The organism is Streptomyces xanthophaeus (assembly GCF_000725805.1).
GTDB lineage: Bacteria > Actinomycetota > Actinomycetes > Streptomycetales > Streptomycetaceae > Streptomyces > Streptomyces xanthophaeus.
Genome location: NZ_JOFT01000028.1, coordinates 78,314 through 92,015, shown reverse-complemented (window position 1 = coordinate 92,015; position 13,702 = coordinate 78,314). Strand labels below are relative to the sequence as shown.

The window sequence follows — 13,702 nt, the reverse complement described above, 5'->3', positions numbered from 1 at the left end:
TCCGCAGATCGACAGCGGCACCGGCCCGGGAGGAAACCCTCATGCTGCAGAACACCCTGGCAAGGATGCGGAATCGGTACGGAAGCAAGAACGCACAGGACCGCGGCCAGACGGCCTTCGAATACCTGGGGATCATCCTGGTGGTCGTGGTGATCATCGGCGCGATCATCGGTACAGGGATCGGGCAGGCCATCACTACGAAGATCACCGCTGCGGTTGCCAGCATCACCGCAGGGAAATGATCCGGCGACGGCTGCGCGAGGATACCGGTCAGGCGTTTCCTCTGTATGCCGTGTTCATCGTGATCCTCCTCTTCGCCGCGCTTGCGCTCTTCACCGTGGGGAAGGCAGGGGTCGTACGCAGCAACGCCCAGGGGGCGGCGGATGCCGCTGCCCTGGGCGCGGCGCGTGAGGCCAGGGACCGGCTGGTGCCCGGCGTCGACCTCGTGGCTCTCTCGCCGCAGGACTGGGCCAAGGTCCTGCGCGGAGACCTGTTCGGCGCCGGCGCCTGTGGGGCAGCCGATTCCTTCGCGGAGCGCAACGACGCGACCGTCGAGTGCAGCCAGAAGAGCCTGACGTTCACGGTAGAGGTCATGACCGACGGTGCCGTCGGTGACTCCGTGGTTCCCGGCGTCAGCGGACGTCGGGGGACGGCCAACGCGACCGCAGAAATCACCCCGCGCTGTCAGCTGAAGCAGGAGGGTGGCGGTTCCGGTCAAGAGCCTCATCCGCAGGTGCCGCCCACGGTGCCCGACAAGCCGAGTCCGATCGAGTTCAAGTGCACGAAGGGGAAGTCGATCACTTTCGACCCTGCCAGCCCGCGACCGTGGAGCGAGTTGGGTCGGGCGCTGTTCGACATACGCCTCATCGACTGACTGAGAGACAAGGAACCCTTGTACATGAGTGTTCGGCGCACGGCGCGTGTGAATGCGGCTGTGGGAGCTGCGGCCGTCATGGCTCTTGCCCTGACCGGCTGCGGAGGCGATGGCAAGTCCGACACACCTGCCGGACCCGGAGCGTCGACGTCGCAAAGCGCCACTGCAGGAGCGGCCCCCTCCTCTACTGGCAAGGCGGAGTCTCCGGCCCCCGTGGAGGTCATCGCCACTGTGAAGGGTGAGTCCGGGATGGAGTTGACCATCAACAAGGCGGCTCGGGACGCTGGAGGGTTCCTGACCGTCGAGGGGCAGTTCAAGAACACGGCGGCTACCCCGTATGTGAATACGGCTCCGTGGAGAGGGAACGAACTCAACTCCAGCGGTGTCTCCGTCGCCGGTGTGACCCTGGTCGACAAGGCCGGGAAGAAGCGGTACTACGTCCTGCGCGACACAGACGGCCGGTGCCTGTGCACCACGGGTCTCGCCATCATCGAACCGGGACAGACGGTCCCGTTCTTCGCTCAGTTCCCTGCACCCGCGGCGAGTACCACCGAAATGGATCTCAGCCTGCCGACTTTCGCCACGGCAGCCATCAAGATTTCCGGGTGACGCCATGACAACAGTGATCCAACGCCATCGAGCAGCCGCGGCCACGGCAGTCGCCGGGCTTGTCATTGCCGGGGCGCACCTCATCGGTGCGTCCGCGGCGTACGCCGATGACGTCGCGCCGTCCGCGCCGCCCGGGACGGAGCCGTCCGCCGCCGCGCCCGTCGCCATCGACTCGAACTCGCCCGGGCTGAAGATCCCGCAGGGCGGCACCCTCGCGCCCGTCAAGGTCCTCGACATCGCCGAGGTCGTCGAGGACCTCGGCGGGGAGCAGCGGCGGCAGGAGACCAACCAGACCGTCATGATGGCCCTGCAGTCCGAGGTGCTGTTCCCCGAGAACAGCGCCGTCTTCAACGCGCAGGCCGCCGCCCGGATCCAGGCCATCGCCAACGAGATCAACCAGCAGAAGGCGACCCGCGTGCGGGTCTTCGGGTTCACCGACGACCAGGGCAGCTACGAGCACGGCAAGGAGCTGTCCAAGCAGCGGGCCGACGCCGTGCAGGCGGAGCTGGCCAAGACGGTGACCAATCCCAGCGTCGTCTTCGACGTCCGCGGGTACAGCGAGGACTACCCGATCGCCGACAACGGCACCGAGGAAGGCCGCAAGAAGAACCGCCGCGTCGAGATCACCTTCCCCCGCGGGAGCGAATGAGCGCGGCCGCCGCCTCCCGCGCCCGGTGGGCCGGTTTCGGGCCGGGGTCCAGGGCCGCCACCACCGTGGCGCCCTCGACGAGGAGCAGGAGCTGGTCCGCCAGGGCGTCCTCGCCCGGGCCGGCCAGTTCGCCCAGCAGGTCCCGTAGCTCCGCCTTGTGGCGGCGTACGAGGTCCAGGACCGCGGCGGGGCCGGCGCCCAGTTCGCCGAAGGCGTTCAGGAAGGCGCAGCCGCGGAAGTCCGGCTCCGAGAACCAGGCCGCCAGCCAGTCGAAGACCGCCGCGACGGGATCCGGCGCGCCGGTCACCGCCTCGCGCAGGCTCGCCGTCCAGCGCCGGTCGCGGCGCTGGAGGTAGGCCGCGACCAGGGCTTCCTTCGCGGGGTAGAGCCGGTAGAGCCGTTTGAGGGGGACCCCCGACTCGGTGCGGATGCGGTCCATGCCGACGGCCTGGATGCCGTCGGCGTAGAACAGTGCCTCCGCCGCGTCCAGGAGCCGGGTGCGGGCCTCTTCGTCGTCCATGCAGGCAGCGTAGACCAGGCTCCCTTGCGGTGAGAACGACCGTTCTCTAGGCTGAGAACGCACGTTCTCATCTGCGTCGAGAGGGCTCCGTCATGACCGTCACCGCCGCCACCGCACCGCGCCCGCCCCTGCCCCCCTTCACCGAGGAGTCGGCCCGGGCCAAGGTGCAGGCCGCCGAGGACGCCTGGAACAGCCGCGACCCCGAGCGCGTGGCCCTCGCGTACACGCACGACTCGCGGTGGCGCAACCGCGACCGCTTCCTCACCGGCCGCGCCGAGATCCGGGCCTTCCTCGCCGACAAGTGGGAGCGCGAGCTCGACTACCGCCTCCGCAAGGAGCTCTGGGCGTACACCGGCAACCGCATCTCCGTGCGCTTCGAGTACGAGTGGCACGACCGGGCCGGCCAGTGGTGGCGCAGCCACGGCAACGAGCAGTGGGAGTTCGATGCGGACGGACTGATGCGCCGCCGCGAGGCGAGCATCAACGACGTGCCCATCGAGGAGGCCGACCGCCGCCTGTAGCCGGGCGCGGCGCGCGCGGTGAGCGGTCCGACCGTGAGCAGTCCGCCGGTCAGGGCGCCAGGTGGTGGGCCTGGGTGATGAGGTCGATGGCGACTTCGAGGGCGGCCTGGCGGGTCTCCTCGGGGTCGCCCTCCACGTGCTGGAGGAACATCATCCCGGCGTGCAGCGTGAACAGGGCGCTGACGCACCGGACCTGGTCCGTCAGCGGGCCGTCCTCCGTGCGCAGCAGCTCCACCAGCCGGAAGAGCCGCTTCTTGACCGTCTCGCCGATGCTCAGCTCGCGCATCGTCGCCTGGTTCTCCTGCATGAAGCGGTACAGCGGGGCGCCCGCGGCCATCGCCCGGCTGTAGCGGCGCAGCACTTCCTGCTTGGTCTCCAGGGAGCTGGGCTGCTCCTCGGCCCAGGCGATCAGCTCGTCGATGGGACGTGTGAGGTCCTCGAAGAGGCTGATGATGATGTCTTCCTTGGTCTTGAAGTGGTAGTACAGCGCCGCCTTCGTGACGTCGAGCCGCTCCGCGATCTCGCGCAGCGAGGTCTTCTCATAACCCTGCTCGGCGAAGAGCTCCATGGCGACGTCCTGGATGCGCTGGCGCGTGTTGCCGCGACGCTGCTGCGGACCGCTGCTGGGCATGGCTCTCCTCAGGATTACTTACTTGACGCCCGGCTAGTTACGGGTCTACCTTCCCCATTGTAGTGAACTAGCCGGGCGGCAAGTAAGTGCCGGTGCGGGAAGACGTGCCAGGGGAGTGGACATGAGCGAGACGGTCACGACGACGAAGTCCCCGGGGGAGGTGGACGCAGCGGTGAAGCAACCGCGCAGCGTGCGGGTCGTGCTCATGGCGCTCATGATCGCCATGCTGCTCGCCATGCTCGACAACATGATCATCGGTACGGCCATGCCCACGATCGTCGGCGAGCTCGGCGGCCTGGAGCACCTGTCCTGGGTGGTCACCGCGTACACCCTGGCCACCGCGGCCTCCACCCCGATCTGGGGCAAGATCGGCGACCTGTACGGGCGCAAGGGCTCCTTCCTCACCTCGATCGTCATCTTCCTCATCGGCTCCGCGCTCAGCGGCATGGCCCAGGACATGGGCCAGCTGATCGGATTCCGCGCGGTCCAGGGCCTCGGCGCCGGCGGTCTGATGGTCGGCGTCATGGCGATCATCGGCGACCTGATCCCGCCCCGCGAGCGCGGCAAGTACCAGGGCATGATGGCCGGCGTGATGGCCCTCGCCATGATCGGTGGGCCGCTGGTCGGCGGCACCATCACCGACCACATGGGCTGGCGCTGGTCCTTCTACATCAACCTCCCGCTCGGCGCCGTGGCGCTCGCCATGGTCACCGCCGTGCTGCACCTGCCCAAGCGCACCGACCGGACGCGCCCGAAGATCGACTACCTCGGTGCGGGGCTGCTCACCGTGGCCATCACCTCCACCGTGCTGGTCACGACCTGGGGCGGCACCGAGTACGCCTGGGCCTCCGCCGAGATCATCGGCCTGATCATCGTCGGCGTGGTGTCCACCGCGGCCTTCCTCTACGCCGAGACCAAGGCCGCCGAGCCGGTCATGCCGCTGCACATCTTCCGCAGTCGCAACTTCAGCCTGATGGCCGTGATCGGCTTCCTGGTCGGCTTCGCGATGTTCGGCGGAGTGGTCTACCTCCCGCTGTTCCAGCAGGCGGTGCAGGGCGCCTCCGCCACCAACTCCGGCTTGCTGCTGCTGCCGATGCTGCTGTCCATGATGGTGATCTCGCTCGTCGTGGGCCGGGCCACCACCAGCAACGGCAAGTACAGGATGTTCCCGATCATCGGCGGCGCGCTCATGGTCGTCGGGCTGTTCCTGCTCGCGACGATGGACACCGGCACCTCGCGCCTGCTCTCCGGCGTGTACATGGCCATCCTCGGCGCCGGCCTCGGCTTCCTGATGCAGATCACGATGCTGGTCGCGCAGAACAGCGTCGAGATGAAGGACATGGGCGTCGCGTCCTCCTCCGCGACCCTCTTCCGTACGCTCGGCGGCTCCTTCGGCGTGGCCCTGATGGGCTCCCTCTTCACCACTCAAGTGACGCAGACCATGTCCGACCGGCTGGGCCCGGAGGCGGCCGGTGCCGCAGGGTCCGCCCAGCTGGACGCCGCGAGCCTGGCCAAGCTGCCCGAGGCCGTGCGCGAGGCCTACCAGCACGCCGTGGCCTCCGGTACGCACTCCGCCTTCCTGCTCGGCGCGGCCATCGCCCTCCTGGGCTTCCTGGCGGCCTGGTTCGTCAAGGAGATCCCGCTGCGCGGCGCGGCCCCGGCCCCGGCCGACGGCGAGGGTGACGGCGAGGGCGTCGACGGCGGCAGCGGCAAGGGCGGCGGCAAGGCCGACGCGTCGGCCCCGGCTCCGCAGGAGTCGCTCGCGCACTGACGCGGACGGAACCCGTCAGCGGGCGGCCCGGCCCCGGTGGATCGAAGCGATCCACCGGGGCCGGGCCTTTGCCGTACCCGGGCGATCCGGGGCGATCCAGGGCAGAACCGTTTCAGCTGGTTCCCGTTGGGCAGGAATTCGGGACGATCAAGGGCCTAAGTCCCATTAGGCAGAATTTATGGGGGAATTGGCTGGAACCCCCCAGCGGTGACGTACGTCCTGATCCACGGAACGCTCACACGGCGGATGGGGAGTGGACGCCCGAAATGAACACGCAGAACACGCAGGACGCACGAGACGCCCAGGACACACGGAACACGCAGGACCCGCAGGCCGGCGGCCCCGACGCCCACAGCGCGGCGCCCCTGACGCGCACCGGGCGCCAACGCCTCAAGGCCCGCGCGGCCGTCGGGGCGTCGGCCCTCGCCGTGGCGGCGACGATATGGGCGGTGACCACCCTCGTGGACCCTGCCCCCACCGACGCCGGGCAGGGCGCGCCCCGGCAGGAGGACGCGGCCGCCGCGGGCCCGCAGGGCCAACAGCACAAGCCCGCGCTGGTCCCCGAGGGCATAGCCCACGCGTCGGAGGCCGGCGGGAACGCGGTGAACATCACCATCGACGACGGCCCCGACCCCCGCTGGACCCCGAAGGTGCTCGAAGTCCTGGACAAGTACCAGGTGAAGGCCGTCTTCTGCATGGTCGGGCCGCAGGCCACGGCCCACCCCGACCTGGTCAAGCGGGTCGTCGCGGCCGGTCACCGGCTCTGCGACCACACCATGGACCACGACACCGGCATGGGCCACAAGCCCGTCGCCTACCAGCAGCAGCAGATCCTGGACGCGAAGAAGGCGATGGAGGAAGCCGCGGGCGGCGGGGCGAAGGTCGACTACTACCGGGCCCCCGGCGGCGCGTTCACCCCCGAGAGCCGCCACGCGGCCGCCGTCGCGGGCATGCGGCCCCTCGGCTGGAACGTCGACACCAAGGACTTCGGCAAGCCCGGGGTCGCCGCCATCGTCGGCGCGGTCAAGAACGAGCTCCGCAACGGCCCCACGGTGCTCTTCCACGACGGCGGCGGCAACCGCGCGCAGACCGTCGAGGCCCTCGACCAGGTGCTGGCCTGGCTGAAGGAGCAGGGCAGGCCGACGGGCTTCCCCGTCCGCTCGGCCCCCGACCCGGCCTGATCCCGCCCGCCCCCGGCTGACACGCCGTCCGACGGCGAACGGGTGAGGGGCGACGCCCGGGTCCGGCCCGCGGTGTTCCCTGGTTGCGCACCCAGCCGTACGCGACCAGGAGGTCCCGTGACCGACCCGAGCAAGCTGACCGACCCCGCCGTCCGCGCCTTCGTCACCGCCGTCAACGCCGGCGACCGGGCCGCCTTCGGCGCCGTCCTCACCCCGGACGCCACCATGTCCGACGACGGATCGGACCGCGACCTCCACCAGTGGGCCGACAAGGAGATCTTCTCCTCCGGCGGCCACATGGACGTGCGGTCCGCGTCCCCGGACGGCCGTGAACTGGTCGTCGGCTACCGCAACGACACCTGGGGCGAGATGCTGACGGCCTGGCGGTTCACCGTCGGCCCCGACGGCCTGATCAGCCGCTTCGAGACCGGCCAGGCCTGAGCGTCACAGCGAAGGCGTGGTAGCCGTAGCCCTCGCCCGCACGGACTCCCGGTCCGCGCGGGCCCTCCCGTACGGGTGAAAGCGCGCCCGGTGTCGTTCCGGCCCGCCGGAGCGGTCCGTTGGGCCGGGCATGAAGCGCACCCGGATCGCCGCTCTCGCCCTCGCCGCCACCGCGAGCGCCCTGGCCCCCGTCATGGGCCAGTCCGCCACCGCCGCCGAGGGCGCGGTCTACCTCCAGGACCCGGCCGGCGGAGAGAAGACCATGAAGTCGATGTGGACCAAGGACGAGATGCACAAGGTGGAGGCGCAGTTCCGCTTCCACCCGGGGGTCCAGTACCGGACGGTCACCCGCCCCGGCCCCTCGGGAGCCCCGGACTACGAGCGCCAGGTCCCCGACCCCGCGACCCTGGCGTGGCAGCCCTCCTACGAGTTCGCCTGGTCGGTGGCCGACTCGACCCTGGTGAAGAAGGCGCTGACCACCAAGGACGGCAAGCACGCGATCGTCGTGCACGCCGTGCTGCGCAGCGCGAAGGGCGCCCAGGTGGCGGTGGTGGACCGGGAGCTGACCGGGAAGCCCGCGACGGGGCGGGAGAAGGTGGCGGGCGGCAAGCGGATCGCGTGCGACACCGGCGAGTACACGGTGGAGTGGTCGCTCACGCGCTCGGGCTACGGGACGCTCTCGGGCAAGCTGCCCTGGAACTCCAGCTGCGAGCAGTACCGGACGGCGTTCGCCTCGGACAACGGACGGCGCTGACCGCACGGTTGGGGCCGGCCGCCCCGCGCACCTCGTGAGTGCCCGGCGGGCGGCTGGGCCGCGGCCTCGGATCGAGGGCCGTACCAGCCATGGTGCCGCACCTGATGTGCTGCGGCAGGGGTCGAAGGTCCCGTGTCGGGGGGCCTTCAGTGCTTCTTCGAGGCCTGGTTGGCCTTGGCGGCGATGTCGTCGAGGACGACCTTCGGGTCCACGCCCGGCTCGACGGCGCGGCCGATGTTGCGCTTGATGGTGTCGCTGACCGTCACCCAGGCGGGGTCGTTGACCGGGTAGAGCTGGGCGCCGCGCAGCGCGGTCAGGAACTGCGTGTCGTTCTTGCTGAGGCCACCGCCGTCCTGGCCGCGCAGGGCGCTGGTGGTGGAGGGCAGCAGGTGGTAGCGGTTGGCGAACTCCGTCAGGTTCTTGTCCTGGTAGAGGAACTCGACGAACTTGCCGATCTGTTCGCGGTTGCCGTTCTGCTTGAACGCCATCATCCAGTCGGCCACGCCCACGGTCGGCGGGTTCTCCCCGGTGCCGATGGTGTCCGAGACCGGCATGGCGACGGCGCCTACCGAGATGCCCTTGGCGCGCGCCTCGTGGTCCAGCGACGGGTAGCCGTTGAGCATGCCGACCTCGCCGCGCAGGAAGGCCGCGAAGGCGTCGGCGCGATTGAGCTGCGCGGGCGGCACCGGGCCGGTCAGACCGGGGGCGACCAGGTTCGTCTTGACCCACTGCCAGGTGTCGATGTTCTGCTCGGAGGCCAGGTTGTAGTTGCCGCTGCTGTCGGCGTAGCCGCCGCCGTTGCTGAGCTCCCAGATCATCGCCTCGGCGTGCGCCTCCTCCGGGCCCAGGGGCATGGCGTACGGGAACTTCACGCCCTTGTCCTTGAGCGCCTTGGCGGCGGCCTTCAGCTCGGTCCAGGTCTTGGGGGCGGCGGTGATCCCGGCCTTGGCGAAGAGGGTCTCGTTGTAGAAGAGGAGGCGGCTGCTCGCCACGAACGGCAGCCCGTAGAGGGTGCTGCCGACCGAGCCGGCCTCGGCGAGCGGCTGCAGGAAGTTCGCCTCGGCGGTGACCGAGAGGAGCTGGTCCGCGGAATAGAGCTTGCCCTGCGCGGCGAAGTCCGAGTAAGAGCCCATCAGTGCCATGTCCGGCGCTTTTCCGGCCTTGACCATACGGGAGACCTCGCGGTCGACATCGGCCCACGGCAGGAGCTGGACCTCGACCTTGATGCCGGGATTGGCGTTCGTGAAATCGGTCGTCACCTTGTCCCAGAAAGCCTTGGAACTGGTGGCCTGGGTGTCGCCGTATTCTGCGGCGACCAGGCGGATCGTACCGTCGCCACCTGCGTCGTCTTCGGAGCTCCCGCATGCGGACAGCGGTATCAACAGGCCGAAAACGACCGCGGTGGCCGTCGCGCCATAAATTCTTCGTCGCACGGGTGTATTCCCCTGATTTTCTTTTGGATCCCGTTACTACTCGTGAGTTGCTCCGGGCTGGGGTGTGTACTTCCGTGGCCCGTTGGCCGGAATTCTCTCCCGAGCGTGGGCGGTTGGTTCCATTGGGGCCGTACTTGTGGTCAATGCTCCAACTGAGGCTTTTCCGACTGGTGTTTTCCGATATGTGATCCACCGGCGGGACGCGCGTAGACATGCGGAATCACCCGTTTCGGCTTGCGGAACGGGTGGAGGGGGTGCGAGGGGGGAGGAGCGGGCCTGGCGGTGCCTAGTCGGCGAAGTCCCCGGCGTACGGGTCGGGCTCGCCCGTCTCCGGGTTGCGGCCCTCCTGCCAGCGGCGCTGCGCCTTGCGCCAGTGCACGAAGCTCAGGTGGCCGCCGTCCCAGAAGGTGATGCTGACGGGGCTCACGTCGAACTCGTCGGAGCACAGCCGGTAGAGGAACTCCGCCATGCCGTACGGGTACACGGCGAAGGAGTCGGGGGTGTGCGGCCCGCACACCAGGACCGGCCAGCGGTCCGGGTCGGGGTCGGTGGTGATCCAGCACAGCACGTCGGACCCGCCGGTGACGCCCCAGGCGATGATCGACTCCGGGTCCGCGCCGAAGGCGGCCCGGCCGCCCTCCGCCGCCCACAGCTGGCGGGCGTTGTCCGTCTCCTCCGCCATCCCGGCCGGGTCCCACTGCAGGCCCGGCTTGGGCAGAGGGAGCAGGACGCTCGCCTCGCCGTTGATGGAGCCCGCGCCGTAGCGGCCCATGAAGGCGATGAAATCGGCCGGGAAGCGGGTGCCCCAGACCGCCTCGACGGCCTGCCAGTCGATGTCCTCGTCGGCCCCGTGGGTCGCCGGCATGATCTGCTCCAGCGCCTTGATCCGCGCGTTCTCCGTCATGCCGCTCCCCTGACACCCCAGCTCAACCGCCCCAACCTACCCCCCGCGCCGCGCATGACCTAGGCCACGTCTCACCGATCGGGCCACGCGTCAGGGCCCGCCGGGGGTCTCCAGCCGTACGACGGCGCCGGCGGTCAGCCCCCAGCGCGCCATCGCGCCCGCCTCCGCCTCCAGGACGTGCCGGGAGCGCGGCCGGGGCAGCCCCAGCCGGCCCGGTGCCATGGTGGTCACGGCGATGACGCGCAGCCGCCGGTCCAGGTAGGCGACGTCGATCGCGAAGCGCATCCCGAAGGTGTGCACGCTCCCCGCGGGCGTCAGCAGCAGGGCCCCGGCGATGCCGTCGCGCCCGAGCAGCCCGCGGGTCCGCGCCCGGTAGGAGGCCGCGACCTCCAGCGGTATCTCGCTCGCCCCGACCCCGAGGATGCCCCCGCCGTCCCGCCAGTTCCCCATGGCCGCCACCTTAGGTCGTCTCCCGTGCGGTGTCCCGAAGGTCCGGCGCGCGGGCGGGGCAGTCGCTACGGTCGCCGGATGGGTGTGGTCCTGATGCTCCTCGCCGCCGGGTACGGCGCCGCCGCCGGGCTGCTGCTGCCCCGCGCCGCGTACCGGCTGTCCGTCGCCCCGGGGGAGCCCTGGCGCGACCGGTGTCCGCAGGGGCACGCGCTGACGGGCTGGCTCGGCCCGGCCCGCTGCCCGGCCCGCTGCCCGGCCCGCGCCGGGGCGGCCGTCCCCGCGGAGGCCGCCGCCGCGGCCGAGGCCGTCGCGGGTGCGCCGCCCGCCGGGCCCGTGGCGGGGGTCCGGCACCGTTACGGGCCCGGCCCGGTCCCCCTCGCCGCCGGGGTCTGCGCCGCGCTGGCCGGTGCCGTGGGGCTGCGCCCCGAGGCGGTGGCGTACGTGGGCCTCGCCCCGCTCCTGGTGCTGCTGGCCCTCGTCGACCGGGCCGTGGGCCGGCTGCCCGACGTGCTGACCCTGCCGCTCGCCGCCGCGGCCGCCGCGCTGCTCGGCGCCGCCGCCGCGCTCCCCGGGGCGGCCGGGTCCTGGCGGCTCGCGCTGCTCGGCGGGGCGGCCCTCGCGGTCGGGTACCTGGCGCTCTTCCTGATCAACCCGTCCGGCATGGGCTTCGGCGACGTCAAGCTGGCGCTCTCGCTGGGGGTCGCTCTTGGGTGGTACGGGTGGGGGGTATGGGCCGCCGGGGCCTTCCTGGGCTTCCTCTACGGCTCCTGCTACGGCCTCGCCCTTGTCCTGCGGGGCCCGGCGACCCGGAAGCAGCCCTTCGCCTTCGGCCCCTTCATGGTGGCCGGTGCATTCACCGCAGTGCTGCTGCATGGTTTCGGAGCGTAATCGTGGCGCGGCAATGCACGCAGGATGCTTTACGAAGGGTTATGGTGGAACCCCCCCCCTCGGGCCGGTCCGTATCCCCCCCACGGACCGGCCCGTTTTTTCTTTCTCCGTCCGCCTGTTGACCCGCGGACCGTTTGTGCAGGTCAGCCGCGCTGGGCCCAGATGTTGGTGCCGGGGGTCGACACCGCGAAGGAATCGATCTCCTTCAGCTCCTCCTCCGACAGCGGTGCGCCGGCCAGTGCGGCCACGTTCTCCTCCAGCTGCTTGACGCTGGAAGCGCCGATCAGCGCCGAGGTCATCCGCTCGTCGCGGAGCACCCAGTTCAGCGCCAGCTGCGCCAGCGACTGTCCGCGCCGCGCGGCGATGCCGTTCAGCCCCCGCAGCCGGCCGAGCACCTCGTCCGACAGCAGGTCGGGGTTGAGGGACTTGCCCTGCGAGGCCCGCGAGCCCTCCGGGATCCCCTCCAGGTACTTGCCGGTCAGCAGTCCCTGTGCGAGCGGCGCGAAGGAGATGCAGCCCATGCCGTTCTCCTCCAGGGTGTCGAGCAGGCCGTCCTCCTCCGTCCAGCGGTTGATCATGGAGTACGAGGGCTGGTGGATCAGCGGCCGTACGCCCATCTCGCCCAGGATCCGGGCCGCCTCGGCCGTCTGCTGCGCGGTGTAGGAGGAGACGCCGACGTAGAGCGCCTTGCCCTGCTGGACCGCGGACGCGAGGGCGCCCATGGTCTCCTCCAGCGGGGTGTGCGGGTCGAAGCGGTGCGAGTAGAAGACGTCGACGTAGTCCACGCCCATCCGCTTCAGCGAGGCGTCGAGCGAGCCGAGCAGGTACTTGCGGCTGCCCCATTCGCCGTACGGCCCGGCGTGCATCAGGTACCCGGCCTTGGTGGACAGCACCAGCTCCTCGCGGTGGGGCGCGAAGTCCTGCGCGAAGACCTTGCCGAAGTTGAGCTCGGCCGAGCCGGGGGGCGGCCCGTAGTTGTTCGCCAGGTCGAAGTGGGTGATGCCGAGGTCGAAGGCCCGGCGCAGGATCGCGCGCTGGGTCTCCAGGGCCTTGTCGTCGCCGAAGTTGTGCCACAGGCCCAGGGAGATGGCGGGGAGCTTCAGGCCGCTGCGACCGGTGCGCCGGTAGGGCATGGAGTCGTAGCGCGAGGCGTCTGCCCGATAGGGATTGGTATCAGTCATGTTGTCCTCCCTATCACGGACCTGTGACAGACCGAGTTGGGTAGGGCCTCCGGTTGCGCAGTAATGTGGCGCACTCGGGGGTCCGCAATCGCACGGGGGCTTGCACGGAGGGGCTGGAAGATCGTGAAGCTGCGCGACCTGGTGTACAGGCTGTACGCACGCCGGGTGGAAGGCCGCCTCGACCACGACGCGGTGCCCAAGCACATCGGCGTGATCCTGGACGGGAACAGGCGCTGGGCGAAGGCGTCGGGAGGCACGACGGTGCAGGGCCATCAGGCCGGCGCCGACAAGATCTACGAGATGCTGGGCTGGTGCACCGAGACGGACGTCGAGGTCGTCACCCTGTGGATGCTGTCCACCGACAACCTGGACCGGCCCGAGGTCGAGCTCCGCCCGCTGCTCAACATCATCGAGAACACCGTGCGCGGCCTCGCCGAGGCCGGCTGCTGGCGCGTCCACCACGTCGGCAACCTCGACATCCTGCCCGCCGGGACGCAGAACGTGCTGAAGGAGGCCGAGCAGGCCACCTACGACGTCGACGGGATACTCGTCAACGTCGCGGTCGGCTACGGCGGCCGCCAGGAGATCGCCGACGCGGTCCGGTCCCTGCTGCTGGAGCACGCGGAGAAGGGCACCTCCTTCGAGGAGCTCGCCGAGGTCCTGGACATCGACCACATCGCCGAGCACCTGTACACGCGCGGTCAGCCCGACCCGGACCTCGTGATCCGCACCAGCGGTGAGCAGCGACTGTCCGGATTCATGCTGTGGCAGAGCGCGCATTCGGAGTACCACTTCTGCGACGTCTTCTGGCCGGCCTTCCGGAAGGTCGACTTCCTGCGTGCCCTGCGCGACTACGCGGCGCGCCACCGGCGGTACGGGAGCTGATCCCGGGGGT

At 70.4% G+C, this 13,702-nt stretch carries 17 protein-coding genes; 11 read left to right on the top strand and 6 right to left on the bottom strand.

Annotated features, from left to right (window positions below):
* Positions 1-41: 41 nt before the first annotated feature.
* The 4 genes from IO30_RS0118575 (at position 42) to IO30_RS0118560 (ending at position 2,132) form a co-directional block, all read left to right on the top strand.
* Positions 42-242, top strand: coding sequence for a hypothetical protein (locus tag IO30_RS0118575; protein ID WP_031144451.1), 201 nt, complete (start codon positions 42-44; stop codon positions 240-242).
* Positions 239-874, top strand: a complete 636-nt coding sequence (locus IO30_RS0118570) for a pilus assembly protein TadG-related protein (RefSeq protein ID WP_031144449.1) — start codon at positions 239-241, stop codon at positions 872-874. The genes IO30_RS0118575 and IO30_RS0118570 overlap by 4 nt, the downstream gene beginning before the upstream one ends.
* A 213-nt stretch (positions 875-1,087) precedes the next feature.
* Positions 1,088-1,483 (top strand): hypothetical protein, encoded by a 396-nt coding sequence (locus IO30_RS0118565; protein ID WP_308443097.1) that lies wholly within the window; start codon positions 1,088-1,090, stop codon positions 1,481-1,483.
* Positions 1,484-1,487: 4 nt separating this feature from the next.
* Positions 1,488-2,132: an OmpA family protein gene (locus tag IO30_RS0118560; RefSeq protein ID WP_031144445.1), complete on the top strand. Its 645-nt coding sequence runs from the start codon at positions 1,488-1,490 to the stop codon at positions 2,130-2,132.
* On the opposite strand, the gene IO30_RS0118555 is transcribed toward IO30_RS0118560, so the two are convergent.
* Entirely contained in the window at positions 2,107-2,652 is a 546-nt protein-coding gene (locus IO30_RS0118555; RefSeq protein ID WP_031144443.1) for a TetR/AcrR family transcriptional regulator, read from the bottom strand. The genes IO30_RS0118560 and IO30_RS0118555 overlap by 26 nt on opposite strands.
* A gap of 92 nt (positions 2,653-2,744) precedes the next feature.
* Between IO30_RS0118555 and IO30_RS0118550 the strand changes: the two genes are divergently transcribed.
* Positions 2,745-3,173, top strand: a complete 429-nt coding sequence (locus tag IO30_RS0118550; RefSeq protein ID WP_031144441.1) for a nuclear transport factor 2 family protein — start codon at positions 2,745-2,747, stop codon at positions 3,171-3,173.
* Positions 3,174-3,222: 49 nt separating this feature from the next.
* Here the strand turns inward: IO30_RS0118550 and IO30_RS0118545 are convergent, their stop codons facing one another.
* The gene (locus IO30_RS0118545; RefSeq protein ID WP_031144439.1) at positions 3,223-3,804 is read right to left on the bottom strand and encodes a TetR/AcrR family transcriptional regulator; all 582 of its coding nucleotides are present in this window, start codon (positions 3,802-3,804) and stop codon (positions 3,223-3,225) included.
* A gap of 121 nt (positions 3,805-3,925) precedes the next feature.
* On the opposite strand from IO30_RS0118545, the gene IO30_RS0118540 reads away from it, so the two are divergent.
* From IO30_RS0118540 to IO30_RS0118525, 4 genes are all read left to right on the top strand, one after another.
* Positions 3,926-5,575, top strand: a complete 1,650-nt coding sequence (locus tag IO30_RS0118540; RefSeq protein ID WP_051902397.1) for an MDR family MFS transporter — start codon at positions 3,926-3,928, stop codon at positions 5,573-5,575.
* A 266-nt stretch (positions 5,576-5,841) separates the two neighbouring features.
* The gene (locus IO30_RS40670) at positions 5,842-6,756 is read left to right on the top strand and encodes a polysaccharide deacetylase family protein (protein ID WP_078904755.1); all 915 of its coding nucleotides are present in this window, start codon (positions 5,842-5,844) and stop codon (positions 6,754-6,756) included.
* Between the two features lie 117 nt (positions 6,757-6,873).
* Positions 6,874-7,197 carry a nuclear transport factor 2 family protein gene (locus tag IO30_RS0118530; protein ID WP_031144433.1) on the top strand — a complete coding sequence of 108 codons (324 nt, stop codon included), beginning with the start codon at positions 6,874-6,876 and terminating at the stop codon, positions 7,195-7,197.
* A 130-nt stretch (positions 7,198-7,327) separates the two neighbouring features.
* Positions 7,328-7,951 (top strand): hypothetical protein, encoded by a 624-nt coding sequence (locus IO30_RS0118525; protein WP_031144431.1) that lies wholly within the window; start codon positions 7,328-7,330, stop codon positions 7,949-7,951.
* A 146-nt stretch (positions 7,952-8,097) separates the two neighbouring features.
* Here IO30_RS0118525 and IO30_RS0118520 read toward each other — a convergent pair whose 3' ends face one another.
* From IO30_RS0118520 to IO30_RS0118510, 3 genes are all read right to left on the bottom strand, one after another.
* Complete coding sequence (locus IO30_RS0118520) at positions 8,098-9,324, bottom strand: extracellular solute-binding protein (protein ID WP_031144429.1); 1,227 nt, start codon at positions 9,322-9,324, stop codon at positions 8,098-8,100.
* A 346-nt stretch (positions 9,325-9,670) separates the two neighbouring features.
* Positions 9,671-10,288 carry an SMI1/KNR4 family protein gene (locus IO30_RS0118515; RefSeq protein WP_031144427.1) on the bottom strand — a complete coding sequence of 206 codons (618 nt, stop codon included), beginning with the start codon at positions 10,286-10,288 and terminating at the stop codon, positions 9,671-9,673.
* A 90-nt stretch (positions 10,289-10,378) separates the two neighbouring features.
* Positions 10,379-10,738, bottom strand: coding sequence for a DUF192 domain-containing protein (locus tag IO30_RS0118510; RefSeq protein ID WP_031144425.1), 360 nt, complete (start codon positions 10,736-10,738; stop codon positions 10,379-10,381).
* Positions 10,739-10,816: 78 nt separating this feature from the next.
* On the opposite strand from IO30_RS0118510, the gene IO30_RS0118505 reads away from it, so the two are divergent.
* Positions 10,817-11,626, top strand: a complete 810-nt coding sequence (locus IO30_RS0118505) for a prepilin peptidase (protein ID WP_031144423.1) — start codon at positions 10,817-10,819, stop codon at positions 11,624-11,626.
* Positions 11,627-11,769: 143 nt separating this feature from the next.
* Here IO30_RS0118505 and mgrA read toward each other — a convergent pair whose 3' ends face one another.
* Entirely contained in the window at positions 11,770-12,807 is a 1,038-nt protein-coding gene (gene mgrA, locus IO30_RS0118500; protein WP_031144422.1) for an L-glyceraldehyde 3-phosphate reductase, read from the bottom strand.
* 123 nt (positions 12,808-12,930) lie between these two features.
* Here mgrA and IO30_RS0118495 point away from each other — a divergent pair, with 123 nt between their 5' ends.
* Positions 12,931-13,692, top strand: coding sequence for an isoprenyl transferase (locus tag IO30_RS0118495; RefSeq protein WP_031144421.1), 762 nt, complete (start codon positions 12,931-12,933; stop codon positions 13,690-13,692).
* The last annotated feature ends 10 nt before the right edge of the window (positions 13,693-13,702 follow it).